Source organism: Roseibium porphyridii (assembly GCF_026191725.2).
Lineage (GTDB): Bacteria > Pseudomonadota > Alphaproteobacteria > Rhizobiales > Stappiaceae > Roseibium > Roseibium porphyridii.
The window spans coordinates 2,170,303-2,188,716 of sequence record NZ_CP120863.1; the positions used below are offsets into that span (position 1 = coordinate 2,170,303).

19 protein-coding genes and 1 pseudogene are annotated in these 18,414 nt (G+C 54.8%); 11 read left to right on the forward strand and 9 right to left on the reverse strand.

Features of this window, described 5'->3' with window-relative positions:
* Nucleotide 1: 1 nt before the first annotated feature.
* From K1718_RS10025 to K1718_RS10035, 3 genes are read right to left on the reverse strand one after another with little or no spacing between them, the layout of a single operon-like run.
* On the reverse strand, nucleotides 2-1,363 hold the full coding sequence (locus tag K1718_RS10025) for a GH1 family beta-glucosidase (RefSeq protein WP_265684260.1): 1,362 nt from the start codon (nucleotides 1,361-1,363) through the stop codon (nucleotides 2-4).
* A 59-nt stretch (nucleotides 1,364-1,422) separates the two neighbouring features.
* On the reverse strand, nucleotides 1,423-2,103 hold the full coding sequence (locus tag K1718_RS10030; RefSeq protein WP_265684262.1) for a DUF2461 domain-containing protein: 681 nt from the start codon (nucleotides 2,101-2,103) through the stop codon (nucleotides 1,423-1,425).
* A complete protein-coding gene (locus K1718_RS10035; protein ID WP_152500795.1) occupies nucleotides 2,103-2,474 on the reverse strand; it encodes a TfoX/Sxy family protein in 372 nt (123 codons plus the stop codon). The genes K1718_RS10030 and K1718_RS10035 overlap by 1 nt, the downstream gene beginning before the upstream one ends.
* A gap of 157 nt (nucleotides 2,475-2,631) precedes the next feature.
* On the opposite strand from K1718_RS10035, the gene K1718_RS10040 reads away from it, so the two are divergent.
* From K1718_RS10040 to K1718_RS10065, 6 genes are all read left to right on the forward strand, one after another.
* Nucleotides 2,632-3,156 (forward strand): dihydrofolate reductase, encoded by a 525-nt coding sequence (locus tag K1718_RS10040; protein ID WP_152500796.1) that lies wholly within the window; start codon nucleotides 2,632-2,634, stop codon nucleotides 3,154-3,156.
* A gap of 18 nt (nucleotides 3,157-3,174) precedes the next feature.
* Nucleotides 3,175-3,639 (forward strand): GNAT family N-acetyltransferase, encoded by a 465-nt coding sequence (locus tag K1718_RS10045; protein ID WP_152500797.1) that lies wholly within the window; start codon nucleotides 3,175-3,177, stop codon nucleotides 3,637-3,639.
* A 256-nt stretch (nucleotides 3,640-3,895) separates the two neighbouring features.
* Nucleotides 3,896-5,092: an FtsH protease activity modulator HflK gene (gene hflK / locus K1718_RS10050; RefSeq protein ID WP_152504216.1), complete on the forward strand. Its 1,197-nt coding sequence runs from the start codon at nucleotides 3,896-3,898 to the stop codon at nucleotides 5,090-5,092.
* 2 nt (nucleotides 5,093-5,094) lie between these two features.
* Entirely contained in the window at nucleotides 5,095-6,030 is a 936-nt protein-coding gene (gene hflC / locus K1718_RS10055; RefSeq protein ID WP_152500798.1) for a protease modulator HflC, read from the forward strand.
* A complete protein-coding gene (locus K1718_RS10060; protein ID WP_152500799.1) occupies nucleotides 6,027-6,212 on the forward strand; it encodes a DUF2065 domain-containing protein in 186 nt (61 codons plus the stop codon). The genes hflC and K1718_RS10060 overlap by 4 nt, the downstream gene beginning before the upstream one ends.
* A 149-nt stretch (nucleotides 6,213-6,361) precedes the next feature.
* The gene (locus K1718_RS10065; RefSeq protein WP_265684266.1) at nucleotides 6,362-7,849 is read left to right on the forward strand and encodes a Do family serine endopeptidase; all 1,488 of its coding nucleotides are present in this window, start codon (nucleotides 6,362-6,364) and stop codon (nucleotides 7,847-7,849) included.
* A 72-nt stretch (nucleotides 7,850-7,921) separates the two neighbouring features.
* On the opposite strand, the gene serB is transcribed toward K1718_RS10065, so the two are convergent.
* Complete coding sequence (gene serB / locus K1718_RS10070) at nucleotides 7,922-8,812, reverse strand: phosphoserine phosphatase SerB (protein WP_265684268.1); 891 nt, start codon at nucleotides 8,810-8,812, stop codon at nucleotides 7,922-7,924.
* Here serB and miaA point away from each other — a divergent pair.
* From miaA to K1718_RS10085, 3 genes are all read left to right on the forward strand, one after another.
* Nucleotides 8,811-9,767 carry a tRNA (adenosine(37)-N6)-dimethylallyltransferase MiaA gene (gene miaA / locus K1718_RS10075; RefSeq protein WP_265684270.1) on the forward strand — a complete coding sequence of 319 codons (957 nt, stop codon included), beginning with the start codon at nucleotides 8,811-8,813 and terminating at the stop codon, nucleotides 9,765-9,767. The genes serB and miaA overlap by 2 nt on opposite strands.
* 193 nt (nucleotides 9,768-9,960) lie before the next feature.
* Nucleotides 9,961-10,500 carry a GNAT family N-acetyltransferase gene (locus tag K1718_RS10080; protein WP_152500803.1) on the forward strand — a complete coding sequence of 180 codons (540 nt, stop codon included), beginning with the start codon at nucleotides 9,961-9,963 and terminating at the stop codon, nucleotides 10,498-10,500.
* A gap of 82 nt (nucleotides 10,501-10,582) precedes the next feature.
* Entirely contained in the window at nucleotides 10,583-11,140 is a 558-nt protein-coding gene (locus K1718_RS10085) for a GNAT family N-acetyltransferase (protein ID WP_265684272.1), read from the forward strand.
* Here the strand turns inward: K1718_RS10085 and K1718_RS10090 are convergent.
* Nucleotides 11,133-11,723: a TetR/AcrR family transcriptional regulator gene (locus K1718_RS10090; protein ID WP_265684273.1), complete on the reverse strand. Its 591-nt coding sequence runs from the start codon at nucleotides 11,721-11,723 to the stop codon at nucleotides 11,133-11,135. The two genes, K1718_RS10085 and K1718_RS10090, sit on opposite strands and share 8 nt — an antisense overlap.
* A gap of 125 nt (nucleotides 11,724-11,848) precedes the next feature.
* On the opposite strand from K1718_RS10090, the gene K1718_RS10095 reads away from it, so the two are divergent.
* Complete coding sequence (locus K1718_RS10095; RefSeq protein ID WP_265684275.1) at nucleotides 11,849-12,265, forward strand: 4-oxalocrotonate tautomerase; 417 nt, start codon at nucleotides 11,849-11,851, stop codon at nucleotides 12,263-12,265.
* Between the two features lie 138 nt (nucleotides 12,266-12,403).
* Here the strand turns inward: K1718_RS10095 and K1718_RS27520 are convergent.
* Together K1718_RS27520 and K1718_RS10105 are read right to left on the reverse strand one after the other, a co-directional pair.
* Nucleotides 12,404-13,405: pseudogene (locus K1718_RS27520) on the reverse strand (methyl-accepting chemotaxis protein); the annotation flags it as partial.
* A 1,428-nt stretch (nucleotides 13,406-14,833) separates the two neighbouring features.
* A complete protein-coding gene (locus tag K1718_RS10105) occupies nucleotides 14,834-16,390 on the reverse strand; it encodes a 2-isopropylmalate synthase (RefSeq protein ID WP_152500808.1) in 1,557 nt (518 codons plus the stop codon).
* Here K1718_RS10105 and K1718_RS10110 point away from each other — a divergent pair.
* Complete coding sequence (locus K1718_RS10110; protein ID WP_265684281.1) at nucleotides 16,389-16,541, forward strand: hypothetical protein; 153 nt, start codon at nucleotides 16,389-16,391, stop codon at nucleotides 16,539-16,541. The two genes, K1718_RS10105 and K1718_RS10110, sit on opposite strands and share 2 nt — an antisense overlap.
* A 659-nt stretch (nucleotides 16,542-17,200) precedes the next feature.
* Here K1718_RS10110 and K1718_RS10115 read toward each other — a convergent pair.
* Complete coding sequence (locus K1718_RS10115; RefSeq protein WP_152500809.1) at nucleotides 17,201-17,899, reverse strand: DUF899 domain-containing protein; 699 nt, start codon at nucleotides 17,897-17,899, stop codon at nucleotides 17,201-17,203.
* Between the two features lie 2 nt (nucleotides 17,900-17,901).
* Nucleotides 17,902-18,414, reverse strand: coding sequence for an SRPBCC family protein (locus K1718_RS10120; protein WP_265684283.1), 513 nt, complete (start codon nucleotides 18,412-18,414; stop codon nucleotides 17,902-17,904).

Here is an 18,414-nt window from a genome sequence, read left to right on the forward strand (position 1 = left end):
ATCAACGGGCGCTGACATGCTCTGAAATGAGATTGCGATACCAAAGGGCGCTGTCCTTAAGGGTACGGACCTGCGTGTCATAGTCGACATGAACAATGCCGAAGCGCATCTTATAGCCTTCTGCCCATTCGTAGTTGTCCATCAGACTCCAGAGAAAATACCCCTTGACCGGCACACCGGCGTCCCTGGCGTCAGCAACGGCGCGAAAATGCTTGTCCAGATAGTCAATCCGACGTGTGTCGCCTATGGCCCCATCCACCGGTTCATCGTTGTAACACGCGCCGTTTTCGGTGATGAACATCGGCGGCAGGCTATAGCGTTCATATAGACCCTTCATCAGGTCGGACAGGCCGGTCTCGTAGATTTCCCAGCCGATGTCGGTCAGGTCAGGACCGGGCTTTGGTGGAACGACTTCAGCTCGCGGATAAAGGGTGTCAGCTGAGCCATCATCTTTGACCCGCAGCGGCGTATAGTAATTCAGGCCCCACCAATCGAGAGGTTGATTGATGGTTTGCAAATCGCCGTCTTCAATCGGCATCATCTCGCCATAGGCTTCGAGCACCTCAGCGGGATAAGACCCTTCAAAAAGCGGCGAAAAGAAAAGACCGTTGTGGAATTCAAAGGCACGTTCAGCAGCGCCTTGATCGACTGGCGACCCGCTTGCCGGATAAACGGAATGAGCATTGATTACGATACCCATGGGCAGGTCCGGACGCACCGACCTTGCGGCCTCTACACCAAGTCCGTGTGCAAGGTTCAATGTGTGAATAGCAGCAGCAAAAGCTGCCGGGCTCTTTTCACCAGGTGCATGGACGCCATAAAGGTGGCTCAAGTGACAAATGCACCAGGGTTCGTTGATCGTTGCCAGAGCGTCCATGCGGTCGCCCAACCGTCTAACAACGATCTCGGCATACTCAGCAAATGCTTCTGCCGTGTTGCGAGCGGTCCAGCCGCCGTAACCGGCAAGCGTCAGTGGCAGGTCCCAGTGGTAGAGCGTTGGAAAAACCTTGAGGCCACGCGCAACCATCCCGTCGATCAGGCGATCATAAAAATCGAGGCCCTTTTCGTTCACCTGGCCGCGTCCGTCAGGCAGGATGCGAGGCCAGGCGATCGAAAACCGGTAGGCATCGACGCCCAGTGACCGGATCAGGTCGAGGTCGCTTTCCCAACGGTGATAATGGTCGCATGCCACATCCCCCGAATGCCCCTTGTAGACCCGGCCCGGCATCTTTGAAAACGCGTCCCAGATGCTTGGCTTGCGTCCGTCTTCATTGGCAGCTCCCTCGATCTGGTAGGCAGCGGTTGCAACGCCGAACAGAAAGTCATTGGGAAAACGCGCTGCCAAGTCTTTGGATATTGCCATCGAATTATGTCTCTAAGGGTGGGACGTGCCGATGGGTTTAGTTTCCAAAGCGCTTTGGATCAAGTTCTTTCCTGCAGATCGGCGAAATATTGCCAGAAGGACAAAGCAGGTTTCCATGCATGGGTGAGTGCTGTTACGGCGCTGTCGCCCTGCAGACAGCCCGGGTCCGGAAGATCTTTCCAGAGGGTAATCCCCTTGTGCCGGGCAAGGTCGGAATAGGCGTGATCCTTTGGAAATCCACGTGGTGGATTTACCAGATCCGGTTCGGAGACCTCGAAACCATCGGATCGCGCAAGCGCGAGAAGCTTTGAAATGCTCTCACCAGCCCCCTTTTCCAGCAATGTCAGATACGCTCCGAGAACGGGTTTGGAGAAGGCCATGCATCCTGTGCCGAAGCGAATGGTGTCCGCCTCGATTGACAGGAAAAAGCTCGGGGGTTGCGCGTCTCTTCCCTCAAAGGGAGCGCCAACGGGCCAGAAAGCCATCCGGATGTGGGTGTTATAGGGCGTCTTGTCCTTTGAGAAGCGCAGATCCCGATTGATCCGGAACTGCTTGGACGTCATCTCATGGCCTGTCAGCGTTTGCAGAGCGTTGTTCATGGCTGGGCGAAAGGCATCGGCCGGCTTTTTGACATGGCGTTGATAGTCCGACTTGTTGGCGTCAAACCAGTCTTTGCTGTTGTTGGCGGCAAGGGCTTTCAAAAACAAGAAAGTTTCCTTCTGAAATCCGGGCTCGGTCATCAAATCGCCCTCTCAGATTTGCGTTTCCTGGGTTTTACCGCCTTGGGTGGCAGAGCACAGACATAAGCACGTGCCATCTCGATCCAGTCTTTCAAATCGCCATCGCTTTCAATGCCATCAGGTTCGATGCGGATGAACCCGGGCATGGGACGGCCTGCGGGTCTGCAGGGCGACGCATGCGGTCTGGCAAGAGCAGCCGTTTCCTGTTCCTTGCCGACGCGGGCCATCAGACCGCGTTTTGAGGCGCAGACCAGCATGTTGCCGTTGACCATGAAGCATGTGCCGCCAAACATGCGTTTTTGCTCAACGGCCTTGTCTGGAATAAAGGTGCGGATGCGCTCTAGAAGCACGGTTTCCATAAGTTCGGACATTTTTTTAAAGCTCCCTTTTGCAACGTTGCCGGTCAAGAACGTTTACGAAGAGACGGATCCGACAGTCTTTCGAAACTTAGACCGTCAAGGGAAGGTTTTTCTCAGTGCGGCAATCCATGCTAGGACGCGGCCAGCAGTTTGAAAACCGGATTCGGAGTTGGTCTTGCCTGAGCTCGTTCTTGTCGCAGCAGTTGCCAGAAACGGAATTATCGGTTCAGAAGGCGACATGCCCTGGAAGGTGTCGAGCGACCTGAAGCGCTTCAAGAAAATGACAATGGGTAAGCCTGTTGTTCTTGGCCGCAAGACATTCCTGTCCTTTGGAGGACGGCCATTGCCCGGTCGCCCTCATGTGGTGGTTTCGCGAGATCCGGACTATTCGCCAGCCGGAGCCGAGGCTGTAACGTCGTTTCAGACGGCCCTGCAGCGGGCCGAAGAGCTTGCAAACGATCTTCAAGCTGAGGAAATCATGTGTATTGGCGGGGGGCAGATCTATGCCCAGGCGATGCCCCAGGCAGACCGGCTTGAGATAACCGAAATCCAGTCGGACCCTGACGGAGATACAAGCTTTCCGGAAATCGACCCGTCCATCTGGGAAGTAACCTGCCGCGAGCCTGGACAGAAAGGCGAAAAAGACAGCGCGGATTTCATTTATGTGACGTACCGCCGCAAGGCGGCATCCTGAAGTCACGGTGGAACTTACATGACATTGGCTGAAAATCTCGATGCGCGCTGGGCGTCCTTTGAAGAGATGGACAAATACGAAGTCTATGCGCTTTTGCGGCTGCGTCAGGATATCTTCATTCTGGAGCAGGCGTCATTTTATGCCGATATTGACGGTAAAGACCCCGAATTGCTGCATTATCTGGTGAAAGATCGCGACACTGGCACCCTGGTGGGTGCCATACGGCTTTCTTCAGACACTGAGCTTGTCGAGGCGCGCATCGGGCGGGTTGTTGTTGCATCTGAGGGGCGCGGAACAGGCCTTGGGCGCAAGATGATGCTGGCAGGTGTCAAAAAGGCGCGAGAACTGGTTCCGGCGTGCAAGATCCACGTTTCCGCACAAGCACACCTGGAGGCTTTTTACGGGTCGCTGGGATTTCAGACCGTGTCGGACGAGTATGATGAAGACGGCATTGCACATGTCGATATGGTCCACCTTCCCTGACGGTTTCATGCCGGGCAGGCAGAACTCGTGTTGTTTGGCCTTGACAGAACCGCCGAGATACCCCACCTGCGGCGAGGGAAAGTGCACCGACAATATGGTTTGGTTCTGTTTACGAACTTTGGGAAATAGCGCCGGGCTTTACGTTGAAAGCCACGGGTAACCTCCCTATAACCAACGGTGAGTCAAAAGCGGCTCAGGACCACGGGTCCTGGGTCCAAATCCGGCGGACTGCCGGATGTCAAAGAAGGAAGTTTTGATGCCTTGGAGCAATCAGTCAGGTGGCGGCGGCCCCTGGAAAGGCGGCGGCAACAACGGCGGCCCTTGGGGCAGCGGTGGTGGCGGCGGCGGTAACAACAACGGTCCGTGGGGCGGTGGCCCGAACCGGGGCGGAGGCGGTAATCCGCCAGACCTGGAAGAACTTTTGAAGCGTACCCAGGACCGCATGAAAACCGTTCTGCCGGGCGGCGGCGGTGGCAGCCTCGGTTTTCTTGGCGTGTTGATTGTTGCAGGTATTGTCGCGATCGTCTGGCTCGCAACCGGTTTCTACGTCGTTGACGAAGGTGAAGTCGGTGTTGAGCTCGTGCTCGGTGAAGTTGCCGACCAGACGCCCCCGGGCCTGAACTACAACTGGCCATATCCGGTTGGTGAAGTTTATACGCCGAAGGTTGAGCTGCAGCGTGAAACCACGGTCGGAACCGAGGAAAGCGTTTCCAGCTCCGGTGTTGTGCGCGCACGCGACGTTCAGGAAGAAAGCCTGATGCTGACCGGCGACGAAAACATCGTCGACGTAGGCTTCAAGGTCCTGTGGCGTATCAAGAATACGCGGGAAGGCATCACCGACTTCCTGTTTAACGTTCAGGAGCCGGATGGAACCGTGAAGGCGGTTGCAGAGAGCGCCATGCGTGAAGTCGTCGGCGCTTCCAATATTGACTCGATCCTGACTGAAAATCGTGTGTCCATTCAGAACGACGTTGCGACTTTGATGCAAACTACGCTGGACAGCTACAACGCTGGTGTCGAGATTGCTGAAGTCCAGATGCAGCGTGTTGACCCGCCTGCGCAGGTCATTGAATCGTTCCGTGACGTTCAGGCGGCTCGCGCCGACCAGGAGCGTATCCGAAACGAAGCTGAAGCCTATGCAAACCGGATTGTGCCGGAAGCGCGTGGTGAAGCTGCACGTGTTCTTGAAGGTGCCAACGGCTACCGGGATCAGACAATCGCCGAGGCGACCGGTCAGTCTCAGCGTTTCAGCAAGATCTACGAGCAGTATATCAAGGCTCCGGATGTGACACGTGAACGTCTTTATCTCGAAACTCTGGAAAAGGTTTTGGGAGCCAACAACAAGATCATCATCGACAACGAAACATCCGGCTCCGGTGTCCTGCCGTTCCTGCCGCTCAATGACCTGAACGGCCGCGGCAATGCGCCGACCGCTCGGACAGGAGGGAACTGATCATGCGTAGTGGATTGCTTGCCCTTCTTCTGATCGTAGTCGCCGTTGGCGCTTACATGTCAGTCTTCATCGTCAATCCGACCCAGCAGGCATTGGTATTGCAGTTCGGTAAGATTGTGGATGAACCGAGAACCGAACCCGGTTTCTACTTCAAGATCCCGTTCGTCCAGAATGTTGTTTATCTGGACAAGCGTGTGCTGAACCTCAACATGCCGCCACTGGAGCCGATTTCTTCGGACAAGAAGCGGTTGGTTGTGGACGCCTTCGCGCGTTACAAGATCTCCAATCCGGTGCTGTTCTATCAACGTGTTCAGACTGTTCTGACTGCTAACCGGCGCCTGTCGACGCTTCTGCAATCGTCGCTTCGTTCACAGTTGGGCCGCACGAGCTTTGTCGCACTGGTTCGTGACGACCGCTCAGGAACCATGGAAGCCATTCGCCGGGATGTGAGTGCAAATGCTGAGGAACTTGGCATCGAGGTGATCGATGTGAAGATCCGCCGTGCCGATCTTCCCGATGCGAACTCTCAGGCCATCTATGCCCGAATGCAGACGGAACGTCAGCGTGAAGCCACTGAAATCCGCGCGCAGGGTGAAGAAGTCGCCCGCCGTATCCGGTCCCGTGCGGATCGTGATGCGACGGTTCTTGTCGCTGAGGCGAACAGGGATTCAGAGATCATTCGCGGTGATGGTGATGCGGAACGGAACCGGATCTTCGCAGAAGCGTTCGGCGCTGACCCTGAGTTCTTTGCCTTCTACCGGTCCATGCAGGCCTATGAAGCAGGGTTGCGGTCCGGGGATACAAGCCTGGTCTTGTCACCCGATTCCAGTTTCTTCCGCTTCTTTAAGGATCCAACTGGTGTGAACGCGCCGAATTCGGACAATGACAACGGCGGGTCGGGCATCTCTACTGGTGCACCGTCACTCGCCGCGCAATGAATGACCTTGTGACGGCGCTTGGTTTGGTGCTGGTTCTGGAAGGTGTGCTCTATGCTCTGGTGCCCGGTGGCATGAAGAGCATCATGCGAAGTGCGCTTGAAACCTCAGACCAGACTTTGCGCACCACAGGCCTGATCGTGGCCGCCATTGGACTATTTGTTGTGTGGATCATACGCGGATAACGAAAAGTTTTCGGGCGGGAGGGGCAAAATCCTCCCGCCCGTTCTATATTCTGGTTTGGATAACAGGCCTGATTGAAACCCATCGGCTGTCTTGTTCGGCTTTTTCTGCCGGACCGCAGTCCAATCGGCTGGGATGAGGAGAAAGCCCTATGGCTCCAAATTTTGTTCGCCGTCGAATGTCCCGGGTCGCCTTTGCTGCGGCGGGCATCGTTCTCGGCGGAATGATCGCGTTTCAACCCATTCAGACCGCAAAGGCACAAGGACCGGTTTCCGTCGCTGACCTTGCGGAAAACCTGGCAGATGCCGTGGTGAATATTTCCACCGCGCAAACTGTACAGGGCAGGCGCAGCGTGCCGATGCCCCAGGTTCCGGACGGGTCTCCTTTCCAGGAGTTCTTTGAAGAATTCTTCAACCGGCAGAACCGTGACGATGGCCAACCTCGCCGCGTTCAATCGCTTGGGTCGGGCTTCGTGATTGACGGCGAAGAAGGCATCATCATCACGAACAATCACGTGATTGAAGGCGCTGACGAGGTCACAGCGAATTTCAACGACGGCACCAAGCTCAAGGCGGAAATTCTCGGAACGGATGAAAAGACAGATCTGGCCGTTTTGAAAGTGGTGCCCGAAACGCCTTTGAAGGCCGTCCAGCTTGGTGACTCAGATGCCATACGTGTTGGCGACTGGGTGATGGCAATCGGCAACCCGTTCGGCCTGGGCGGAACGGTTACCGTCGGAATTGTGTCGGCAAGAAACCGCGACATCAACTCCGGTCCTTATGACAACTTCATTCAGACCGACGCATCGATCAACCGGGGCAATTCCGGCGGTCCGCTGTTCGACATGCAGGGCAATGTCGTCGGTATCAACACAGCAATCATTTCTCCCTCCGGCGGGTCGATCGGTATCGGCTTTGCCATTCCGGCGAAAACGGCCACGCGCGTGATCGATCAGCTCAGGGAGTTCGGTGAAACACGGCGCGGCTGGCTGGGTGTGCGCATCCAGGAAGTCACCGACGAGATCGCTGAGAGCCTTGGTATGGACGAGGCGATGGGTGCACTGGTTGCCGGCGTGACTGAAGATGGCCCTGCCTCGAAAGCCGAAATCGAGCCGGGAGATGTCATCATCAAGTTCGATGGCAGTGAAGTTGAAGCGATGCGCGAACTTCCGCGCATGGTTGCCGAAACAGCTATCGGCAAGGATGTGGAAGTCGTCGTTCTTCGTAAGGGTGAAGAAGTGACTATCAGCGTCACTCTGGAGCGTCTGGAAGAGAACGACGTTACCGAAGCCAGCGCGACAACTGAAGAAGAGCAGGAAGAAAAGCCGGTTGAGAAGAGCGAAGTCCTCGGAATGACGCTCTCTGAACTCGACGATGAGCTTCGTGAGCAGTTCTCCATTGAAGCTGATGTCACCGGCGTTGTTGTGACTGAAGTCGAGGCTGGTTCTTCTGCAGAAGAAAAACGGGTCCAGGCGGGTGACGTGATCAAGGAAGTCGCTCAGGAACCGGTGGAAACACCGGCAGACGTCGAGGCCGAGATTGAGAAGCTCAAGGAAGGCGGGCGCCGGTCTGCCTTGTTGCTGCTGGCCAACCCCTCAGGCGATGTTCGCTTTGTTCCAGTGCGAATTGAGGACGAATAGTCTCATCAGGATTGCCCTGAACAAGAAAAAGGCGCCGGTGACGGCGCCTTTTTTTGATCCAGTGGGCTCGGGTCAGCTCAGTACGAAATCTTTTTCGGCGTATCCCTGAAGATAGAGAAGGGCCGTCAGGTCACCGTAGTCGATGCGGAAGTCGGCGGCAGCGGCAACGGCCGGTTTGGCCCTATAGGCAACACCTGATCCAGCACGCTCGATCATGGCAAGATCGTTCGCACCGTCACCAACCGCCAATGTATCTTCGAAATCCAGGCCGTTTTCGGCAACCAGATATTCAAGCCGGGTTCGCTTGGCATCCCGGCCCAGGATCGGCTCGCCGACTTTACCACTCAGTTTGCCATTCGATTCAAGCAGGGTATTAGCCTGATTTTCGTCAAAGCCGATCATGGCGGCAATGGCTTTGGTGAAATGTGTGAATCCACCCGACACAAGCGCGCAATAGGCGCTGTCAGACTTCATGGTCTGAACAAGTGTCCGGCCACCGGGCATCAGCTGAATGCGGTTGCTCAGCACCGTGTCGATCGCGGAGACGGGTAAACCCTCCAGAAGGCCAACCCGTTCCCGTAATGCCGGCTCAAATTCAATCTCGCCACGCATTGCGCGCTCGGTGATTTCGGAAATCCTGTCTTTCAGACCGAGTTCAGCTGCCAATTCATCGATGCATTCCTGCCGGATCATGGTGGAATCCATGTCAGCGATCAGCAGTTTCTTGCGACGTTTGTCAGGAGCCTGGACAAATACGTCAACAGGTGCCCGCCCGATCACATCGCGAAGCAATGTGTCAGCGGCACTTGCGTTCGGCCCTTCAAACCGGATATCGGCTGCAACACCCGGATTGAGCACCGTCGCGGAACCGGTTACTCCAAGAGCAGCCTCCGCCTTGCTGATGAGATCCGCGTTCACCGCAGGAGCCGTTGGAGTGGAAACCAGGGTGGCGACAAGAGACATGGATGAAGCCTTGGAAGACAAGAGAAAGAAAACAATCGGGTGGCGCGCCATTTTGATAGCCGGACCCACGGCGAGCGGCAAGTCTGCTTTGGCCCTGGATCTTGCCAAAAGACTGGATGGAGTGATCATCAATGCCGATTCCATGCAGCTTTACGAAGACTTGCGCCTTGTGAGTGCAAGACCGTCCCCGAGCGAGGAGCGCGACGCCGAGCATCGCCTCTACGGTGTCTTGCCAGCTTCACAGGCTTTTTCCACAGGCGCTTGGTTGCGAATGGCAAGTGCAGAAATGGAGGCTGTCTGGTCCGAAGGACGCGTACCGATTTTGGTTGGCGGTACAGGCCTTTATTTCAAGGCTTTAACGCAAGGGCTTGCGGAGCTTCCGGATATACCGGAGGACATTCGCGAAAGAGCTCGCGATCTGGCGGACAGGGAAGGGGTCGAAGGGCTCAGAAAAGCGCTTGCGGACGCTGGAGACATTGTCGCCGCTGGTGAACTTGCCGATCCGCAACGGCTTGCCCGTGCTCTTGAAGTCATTCTTGCGACTGGCCAACCGCTCAGCGTCTTGCAAAAAGCTCAACATGCAACGCCCTTTCTGTCACCCGAACACGCTTTGCGCCTGGTGCTGGCTCCGCCAAGGGCCTGGCTTCACGAACGTATCGCCAGGCGCGCTGCAATGATTGTGGGCGAGGAAGGCATTGATGAAGTCCGGGCATTGCTGGGCAAGGGTCTCTCGCCAAAACTGCCCGGTATGCGCGCCATAGGAATCGCCGAAATCCGGGACTTGTTGTCGCAGCAGGCCAGTCTGGACGAAACTATCAACAGGCTCACTGTTGCAACGCGGCAATATGCAAAACGACAGGAAACCTGGTTCCGAAACCAGATGCCCGATTGGCAAAGGATTGATCCTTCAGTTGGAATCGATTTGGAACGGTTGCCGGGTTTCGCAGAAAAATGATCCGTCAACCTGTGGGGTGTGCGCTGCAGCGAGCACTATTTCGCTAACCTGTTGGTAATGCGAATATATTTTTGCCATTATTGACATTATACTTTGGTCTGTCTTCGGGGCGTCACAATCTAAAGTTACATGGCAATGGCTTGTTGTCAGAAGTATTTCAGTCCCGGGATATCGCCGATAAAGGGAGGACACGGTGCAGACGATTTTTCTCGAATGCGGTTCAGTGCGACTTGTCCCATTGTCTCCCGCCGATATTAATCTCGTCAAAGACCTTCATTCAGACCCTTACGGCAACCTTTGTACTGATACTTCCACAAATTGCGTCGTGGTTGATGCGGCGGAACTGGTCCGTAATGCATTGCAGAACCAGACGGATCATGGCTTTGCCAAATGGAAGGCAGTGACGGAGGAGGGCAAGTTTATCGGTTGGGCAGGGTTTACCCCACTCGCCGAAACTTCAGAGATCAGCTTGAACTATTGCCTCTACACCGACGTGCTTGAGCAGGATGAAGACCTTGCCAAGCGCCTCTGTAAAGGGCTCTCCGACTGGTTTTTCCAAAATACCTATTTTTCGCATCTGGTCGCGGTCGTTCGTACGGACAACCGAGACATGCGCGAGGCAATTCAGGATGCCGGGTTCTATCACCGGGAAAGCAAGGCGATTGACGGAATGCAGGCAGACCTGTTTCAGATGCTCAGTCCCTCCATGCAATCGTATTTGATGAGTGCCTGACGAGACGAAGTTTTTGACAGCGCGAGTGACTTGAAATGGACCGTTCTTGAACGGTCTTCTTTTTTGTTGGGAGAACGCCTCCTTGTCCGATCCGATATTGGTAACACAACGTCTCAGGTTAACGCCGTTTCTGGAGACGGATTATAAATTGCTGAGAGACCTGCATTCAGACCCTGAGGTCAATCGTTACCATTCGCCGGGCCTTGCACCGATGGCGGAGGCGGAAGTTCAACGGAGATTGACATCCTATGTGGAGGATCATCGACGCACGGGCATCAGCAAATGGAAGCTTGAAACGATTGATGACGACTTTATCGGGCGGGCAGGGTTCTCCTGGCAGAACGAACCGGACGGATATGAACTGGGATACAGTTTGAAACAGGCATATTGGAGACAAGGATACGCAAGCGAAATCGCGATTGCTCTGGTTGACTGGTTCTTCTCGCATAGAGCAGAGGACCAAATGTTCGCATACGCCGCCTCGGAGCACCGAAAATCCTTTGCCGTCATGGAAAAGGCAGGTCTAAGACCGTGGATGGAAATGACCAAACACGGCGTGTCATGCCGCTTCTACCGGATCACACGACAGGAACATGAAAGAGCGCGTGGCGTGGTCATTCCGACAAGCGGGTCTAACTGATTTCACACCCGGACGCTGCCGCGAGCGCGACTGGCAGTGCCGCATTCGCCACTTCTTCTGCCAGTTTCTCGTCAGCCATGGCACGTGCTGTGGTGAGCGCGCCTATGAGGATGCTCAGGAAGGCCCAGGCAGATTTTCGTCTTTCCTCTTCGACCGCACCCGGCAATCCCCGCGCAATCAAGTCTGCTATGCGATCCATCTTAAGGTCGTAGAGTTCCCTCGTGTCTGCATCTGCCCGGGCGACGTCGGGCGACATGGCGGTCATGGCACAGCCGCAGGCGCGATCCTTGCGATGCGCGGCACCCAGGTAGTAACGCGCAAAGGCGTCAAACCAGCCTTTGCCATATTGCCTTTGATAGTCAGGAATTGTCTCAATAACCTCGTCCAGCCCTGCTTCAAGCGCCATTCGGAATGCATCGTTCTTGGATTTTAGATGGGCGTAGAATGCGCCAGATGTTGCTCCGGCAGCATTTGCGATACCGTCAACGCCGATACCGTCAAACCCTTCTTTTTTGAACATCCGACCGGAGGCTTTCAGGAGGGCCTTCCGCGTCTCAGCCTTGCGCGTATTCTGCTTAGTCATTTTCGTTCGGCCTTAAATTATATAACGACCGCAATATTTTTCTTGAAGATATAACGATCGTTACATATATGGAGCTTATCGAAGAATATAACGAACGTTATATTTAAGTAAGGAGACAGATTCTTATGCCTTTGGCTTTAACGTACACAGAGGGCGTCTTCGACGCTGATTCAGGTGCTGCAGCTGGTCGCAAGATTACCCAGGCATTCCTGAAATGGCATGGATTGACGGGTAACACGGTCATGACGCCCAATGTGACAATGCAAATCCAGGCGCTTCCGAAATTCGCTGCTCTTTCGGGAGGCGAGCCCGTGTCAGCTGCGTGGCTGGAGTGCAAAACACCGTCATTTGCGCTTGCGGATCGGGACACCCAGGTCGGCTTCTTCAGGGAAGCGACAGACATCATTGAAAACGCTACAGGTGGAACACTTCCACGAGACCGGATTTACACCAATCTGGTTCACACGGTTGACGGTTCCTGGAACCTCGACGGTCGCGCCATGACCAACAGCGAATTGGGTGAGCGCATAGCGCGAGGCTGAGCCGCGCTAAAAGATGCCGGTTCAAACCGTCGGGCATAAAAGATGGCATTTGTTTGAAAGAGCATTGGAGCCAAACGAAATGAAGGCCTGGCATGACGCCAGGCCTTCATGGTTTTTCTCACCGTTCGCGATGCAGCCCTACGCTGCGGCCACATTTTCCAAGAAGCGGTCTACCGTGAGTTTCAAGGAGGCCGAATTATCGGTGCTGGCCGTTGAGGCGGTTCGCATCTGTTCGATCGACCGGCGCGTGTCAACGACTGCCGAATTCACCTGGGTCACGTTTTCAGAGACCTCAGACGTACCGGCCGCAGCCAATTGTGCATTCCGGCTGATTTCCTTCGCTGCCGCATCTTGTTCTTCGACTGCAGACGCGATGTTCGTGGTGAAGCTGTTCACCTCTTCCATTGTTGTTGCGATCTCGTCGATTGCTGTTGCGGCTTCATTCGTTGATGTTTGAATTCCGGAAATCTGCAGGCTGATTTCCTCAGTTGCCTTGGCTGTTTGTTCGGCCAATTGTTTCACTTCAGAAGCAACAACCGCGAAGCCACGGCCTGCTTCGCCTGCTCTTGCCGCCTCAATGGTCGCATTAAGGGCAAGCAGGTTCGTTTGGCCTGCAATATCGGAAATCAGGTTGACAACATCGCCGATTTTCTGGGCGGCTTCTGCCAGTCCGGAAACCTGATGGTTTGTTGACTGAGCTGAACTGGTTGCCTTGTCGACGATTTCCATCGTGCGGTTGACCTGCTGGGCGATCTCCTGAATGGAAGCGCCAAGTTCCTCTGCAGCGGATGCAACCGACTGAACATTTTCTGACGCATTCCCGGAAGAGGTTGCTGCACCATTTGCCTGGCCTGACGTCAGCTCGGCAATGTCCGCCAGGTCACTGGCCGTGTTGTTCAGTTGGTCCATGTTGTCTGCCACTGAATCGAGCAGCCCTCCGGACTCGTCCCTGAAAGTATCGATCAGACGATCGATCTTGCGTTGCCGTTCAACCCGCTTTGCAGTCTCTTCCGCAGATTCCCCTTCCAGCCTCTGGCGTTCAACGGCATTGTCCTTGAAGACTTGAACAGCCTTTGCCATTTCACCAATTTCGTCTTTGAAGCCGGTTGCCGGGACTTCGGTATCAATACTGCCATCGGCCAACTGCTGCATCGCCGCAGTCATGGAGTGAACCGGTTTGACAATGGATCTCGCAATCACTGTTGCAGCGAAAACGGCGATCAACAGGCTCGCCAGACCGATTGCAAGTTCCATTCGCTCCGTAGCCTGGATACTCGCAACAGCTTCCGGCCCAAGCTGGTCCTGATCGGCTTTCACGCTGAGTTTTACATCTTCGACCGTTTTGGCAATCTGCGGTCCGATCTTGTCCAGCGTTCCGTGGATGATATCGTTTCTCGCCGTAATGTGCTGGACAACCTGTCCAAACGCAGAGCGGTAGTCTTCAAGGCCAGATTGTGCGGCTTTTGCAGCGGCTACCCGAGTGGGATTCTGCAACTCACCAATCAGCGTTCCGAGCTCCTCGGCCGTTTTTTCAAACTCGTTTTGAGTACGCTCCGCAGATGCTGCGTCGTTGACGATCAGAAACTTCTGCGCATAGAGCCTTCCAAGCAAAAAGCTCTCCTGAACACGCCCGGCCCAATAGGTTGCTGTTGCATCACCATCCTCAAAAGCGCTCACGGCGACTTTGGTGATTTCCTTTCGAATTTCAGGACCTTTTTCGTTCAGGATCGCCACATCTTCGTTGCGCTTGGCCTGCAGTGCGATCACTTTATCGAACCCAACGCCATAGTCGCCCAATGCACCGCCGATCGACAGAATACCTTTGGCGCGCTCCGGATCCTGGATTTCGATTTCGGCTTCCTTATGGAAGGACTGCGCCTTTGCGAGGCGCTCCTTGACAACGCTAATCGCTGCCTCGTCGCTCTTGATGACAAAGTCCTTCACGCCTAGCCGCGTCATCAACACGTTTGCCTGCAAGCGTCCCACAAGATTGGTATCGCGCGCCAAACCTCGATATTCCGAAAATGTCGTCTCTGAGTTCGATAGACCGAAGTATCCCGTACCCGCCAGCAAAGCCAGCAAAAGGATGATGACGCCAAAGCCAACATAAATTCTCGGTCCAATCCTGACCGTACTCAGTAGTCGTTCCATGCCCCACACCCCTTAGCACTACGAACCGCAAATCAAACGTGAGGGGATTAGGGGCCTTTGAACTTAACAAATTGATAAATCACATTTTTTTGACTTCATGTGCAACCGTGAAGATACTGGTGCCGTCAATTTGTTATCGATCACCTATCCTAGGATGTAACGCGCTAGGTCGAATTGCCTATGTATTTGCACTTAGGAAAAATTGGGCGTGCCAAGCACTCGCAATCAATCTGGCAAAATCACCAATTTTGCCGACTCATTTCGTGTCAAAATCGAATCAGCTGGGCTGATTGATTGGTGAGATACGTCCAAGGACGAGCACGCAGACACTTGTGACGGTTTTCGCTCTAAGGTCGCAGGAAGAAGCAAAAAAGGCCGCACTTGGCGGCCTTTTTCCGTTCTTTTTTCGTCGACGGCTTAAACAGCTGCGAGCGCGCCGGGATTACCGGTCTGTTGGCGCAGAGCCAGTTTGTTAACGGCCGAAACGTACGCACGGGCAGAAGCCACCAAGGTGTCTGTATCCGCTCCCTTGCCAGTAGCGATACGACCGTCGGCTTCCAGACGCACCGAGACTTCCGCCTGCGCGTCTGTTCCTTCGGTCACAGCATGCACCTGATAGAGCGACAGTGTTGCCTCATGCGGTACGATCGCCTTGATGGCGTTGAAAGTCGCATCAACAGGTCCGTCACCTGTTGCCTCCTTGGTGATGTGTTGACCGTTCACATCCATCGTCAGGATTGCTTTTTGCGGACCACCCGTTCCGGCGATGACCGTCAGGGCAATCACTTTTGTGCTTTCACCCAGGATGTTGATTTCATCCTCGACCAGGGCCTCAATGTCCTCGTCATAAACATGCTTTTTGCGGTCGGCCAGGTCCTTGAAGCGGCGGAACGCGTCTTGCAGTGCGTTGTCGCCCAACTCAAAACCCAATTCTCGCAGCTTGTCGCGGAAGGCATGACGGCCAGAATGCTTGCCCATGACCAGGGATGTTGCTTTCACTCCGACATCTTCCGGACGCATGATTTCGTAGGTTTCTGCATTTTTCAGCATACCGTCCTGGTGGATGCCGCTCTCATGCGCGAAGGCGTTTTTCCCGACAATCGCCTTGTTGTATTGCACGGCGAAACCGGATGCGCCGGCGACCATCTTGGATGCCCGTACCAGGAACTTCGGATCAATCTGGGTCGTATAAGGCAGGATGTCGCCGCGGGTCCGAACGGCCATGACGATTTCTTCCAGCGAGGCATTTCCCGCGCGTTCTCCGAGGCCATTGATCGTGCACTCGATCTGGCGTGCTCCGCCAGCGACACCAGCCAGCGAATTGGCAACTGCCAGGCCCAGGTCGTCATGACAATGGACCGAGAAAATAGCCTTGTCGCTGTCTGGGACACGTTCACGGATCTGCTCGAACATGGCCTTGTATTCATCCGGGGTCGCATAACCGACCGTGTCGGGCAGATTGATCGTGGTGGCACCACACTTGATCGCAGCCTCAACGCATCTGCACAGATAGTCGATCGGAGTGCGGGTTGCGTCCATGGCGGACCATTCCACATCTTCAATCAGATTGCGGGAGCGGGTCACCGTGTCGGTGATGATCTCCATTACCTCTTCTTCCGTCTTGTTCATCTGGAACTTCAGATGAATTGGAGACGTGGAGACGAATGTATGAATCCGGCCCTTTTCAGCATGTTTGACGGCTTCACCACAGCGATCGATATCGGCATGGATCGCTCTGGCAAGGCCCGCGATGACGGAGTTCTTGGAGCGCTTAGCGATCTCGCTGACAGCTTCGAAGTCGCCATTGGAGGCAATCGGGAAGCCAGCCTCGATGATGTCGACGCCCATGTCGTCTAGGATCTCGGCGATCTGCAGCTTCTCTTCCAGCGTCATCGACGCGCCGGGCGATTGTTCTCCATCACGCAAGGTGGTGTCGAAGATGCGGATCTGGTCCTTCTCAGGAGTGGCAGTCATGTCGTTTCGTCCCAGTCTTGGATCGGGCCGTTCTGCAATTGATGGAACCTGGGCGCGCGATCCGGATTTCGTGATGCGTTTTGAAAGTGTCTCCCCTAAGTGCCCGTTCCGCCATTCATACGCGGATCAGCCGACGCTCAGGGGCATCTAAGAAGGAGGAGATCGCCAAGTAGAAGGAGGCCGCGCGTGGACCGCGCGTTAACAGAAGAGCCGGAAATGTCGCTTGCCGCGATCATGGATCTGTCTTTGGCCTTTGATCATCTTCAAATTGCGTCTGTCGAGGTTCGCTTAAAAGCATGACCTGACAGTTAACGAGTTTCGTTCTTAAGGCAGGTTTTCATCCGATGCAACAAGGTTCTTTCCAGATGGAGGCTTTGCGTACGGAACGACTAGCATAAGCCCTTGTCTTTGGTGTGACCGCAGAGTTGGCCCATAATGGAGCCGGGAGAAACCAAACTCATTATCTTTGAAGGACAAAGGATTACGCGAATAGCGTTGCACGATCACCGAGGCTCTGAAAAATGTGACTGATCCAAACCCAAAGGAAATAGGCGATTTTCTGCTTATTTGTCGAACTGCAATTGGTTGGTCGCAGCAAGGTGCCTGGTTCAAGAATGCGGCTTTGGGCGAAACGACAGGATGCCGTGTTCGAAATGCCGAATGCTCAATTCGACGTGGTTACAAGATATGAGTTGTAGTTGGCGCGTGCCATCTTTGTACTGGTTTTGAGGACCTACCAGTGTGTCGGCAGAAACTTTCTGCCGATGTCCACGTAAGGTCGCCGTTCCGGGAAGTTCGTTTTTCGGCGACTCAATAGGTATCGCGCCGTTTTACCCAGGCCTGAGGGTAGGGCAGGCTTTCTTCATCGCGACCGAGATGCGTCAGATCCAGCAGATTGTAGGCCATATTCAAGATGTCGAGACCCCGCCCATAGGTAGAATAGCTGTGGGCGACCCGACCATCTTCGAGCTTGATAAAGGTGCTCACGCCCGGCAACTCCTCGGTGCCAACTGGTTGGCCTTTGTAGTTGTAGCCACGGCCTGCCGGATCTTCCTTGCCGGGGAACGTAACTCCGTAATCATTGTTGAAGCTGGTGCCAAGGGAAGAGACCCAGTCAAACGTCCAGCCCATACGTGTTCTGTAGGCTTCCAGTTTTTCCAGCGGCGCGCTGGAGATAGAAACAAGTGCCGTGTCCCGGGCTGCCAAATGGACATCGAGCCGCTCGTAATTGTCGGCCCAGAAGGAACAGCTCGGGCAGCCTTCCTCCCAGTTCTCGCCAAACATGAAGTGATAGACAACGAGCTGTCTTTGCGGCCCAAACAGGTCTGACAGGCTCTTCGGGCCATCCCTTGTGTCGAAAACGTAGTCTTCATTCACGAGCACAAGCGGCAAGTCGCGGCGTGCAGCGGACAGCTGGTCGCGCTCCTTGGTGAAAGCCTTTTCCTTTGCCAGGAGAGCCTTTCGCGCTTCAAGCCATTCATCCCGACTAACGATCTGTGGTGATGACATTTTCATTCTCCCGGTACGTGTTCCATTTCCTTGACGAAATCGGCAAGCCGCTCAAAACAGCCGTTCCAGCCGCCGCCAACGCCGTGACGCGCGTCTTCGGTTTTGATGGCTTCATGCGAAAGCCGGACTTCGGTGGCCTTGCCGGCAGCGGTGAAAGTTACAGCGACCTTTGACGTGTCAGTCGTTTCGCGCGTGCCGTCGGCAAATTCCTTGACGTGACGCCAACTGAATTCGAGCCGGTTGGGAGGGTCGATGAGCAGATACTCTCCCTCAAAGTGAATTTGCTTTTCGTCGGTCTTATCAATCACAAAGCACCATTTCCCGCCGATCTTCAGATCGATCTCGACTTGCTCAAGCGAACCGGCTTTGGGAATAAACCAGCAACTGACATCCCGCGGATCGGTAAAGGCGCGGAAAACCCGTTCGGGAGCCGCCCTGAAAAGACCCTCGATAATAATAGGATCCCGGCCCGGTTCCGACTTCAAAAACTCTTTGGCAGTCTGCTGAACAGTCAT

What these genes read in the sequence shown, in the direction of transcription:
- K1718_RS10120 (WP_265684283.1), bottom strand. Translation starts at nt 18,414, where the DNA reads ATGACTGTTCAGCAGACTGCCAAAGAGTTTTTGAAGTCGGAACCGGGC.
- hflC (WP_152500798.1), top strand. Translation starts at nt 5,095, where the DNA reads ATGCGTAGTGGATTGCTTGCCCTTCTTCTGATCGTAGTCGCCGTTGGC.
- K1718_RS10045 (WP_152500797.1), top strand. Translation starts at nt 3,175, where the DNA reads ATGACATTGGCTGAAAATCTCGATGCGCGCTGGGCGTCCTTTGAAGAG.
- K1718_RS10105 (WP_152500808.1), bottom strand. Translation starts at nt 16,390, where the DNA reads ATGACTGCCACTCCTGAGAAGGACCAGATCCGCATCTTCGACACCACC.
- K1718_RS10095 (WP_265684275.1), top strand. Translation starts at nt 11,849, where the DNA reads ATGCCTTTGGCTTTAACGTACACAGAGGGCGTCTTCGACGCTGATTCA.
- K1718_RS10065 (WP_265684266.1), top strand. Translation starts at nt 6,362, where the DNA reads ATGGCTCCAAATTTTGTTCGCCGTCGAATGTCCCGGGTCGCCTTTGCT.
- K1718_RS10030 (WP_265684262.1), bottom strand. Translation starts at nt 2,103, where the DNA reads ATGACCGAGCCCGGATTTCAGAAGGAAACTTTCTTGTTTTTGAAAGCC.
- K1718_RS10090 (WP_265684273.1), bottom strand. Translation starts at nt 11,723, where the DNA reads ATGACTAAGCAGAATACGCGCAAGGCTGAGACGCGGAAGGCCCTCCTG.
- K1718_RS10110 (WP_265684281.1), top strand. Translation starts at nt 16,389, where the DNA reads ATGTCGTTTCGTCCCAGTCTTGGATCGGGCCGTTCTGCAATTGATGGA.
- miaA (WP_265684270.1), top strand. Translation starts at nt 8,811, where the DNA reads ATGGATGAAGCCTTGGAAGACAAGAGAAAGAAAACAATCGGGTGGCGC.
- K1718_RS10025 (WP_265684260.1), bottom strand. Translation starts at nt 1,363, where the DNA reads ATGGCAATATCCAAAGACTTGGCAGCGCGTTTTCCCAATGACTTTCTG.
- hflK (WP_152504216.1), top strand. Translation starts at nt 3,896, where the DNA reads ATGCCTTGGAGCAATCAGTCAGGTGGCGGCGGCCCCTGGAAAGGCGGC.
- K1718_RS10060 (WP_152500799.1), top strand. Translation starts at nt 6,027, where the DNA reads ATGAATGACCTTGTGACGGCGCTTGGTTTGGTGCTGGTTCTGGAAGGT.
- K1718_RS10035 (WP_152500795.1), bottom strand. Translation starts at nt 2,474, where the DNA reads ATGTCCGAACTTATGGAAACCGTGCTTCTAGAGCGCATCCGCACCTTT.
- serB (WP_265684268.1), bottom strand. Translation starts at nt 8,812, where the DNA reads ATGTCTCTTGTCGCCACCCTGGTTTCCACTCCAACGGCTCCTGCGGTG.
- K1718_RS10115 (WP_152500809.1), bottom strand. Translation starts at nt 17,899, where the DNA reads ATGTCATCACCACAGATCGTTAGTCGGGATGAATGGCTTGAAGCGCGA.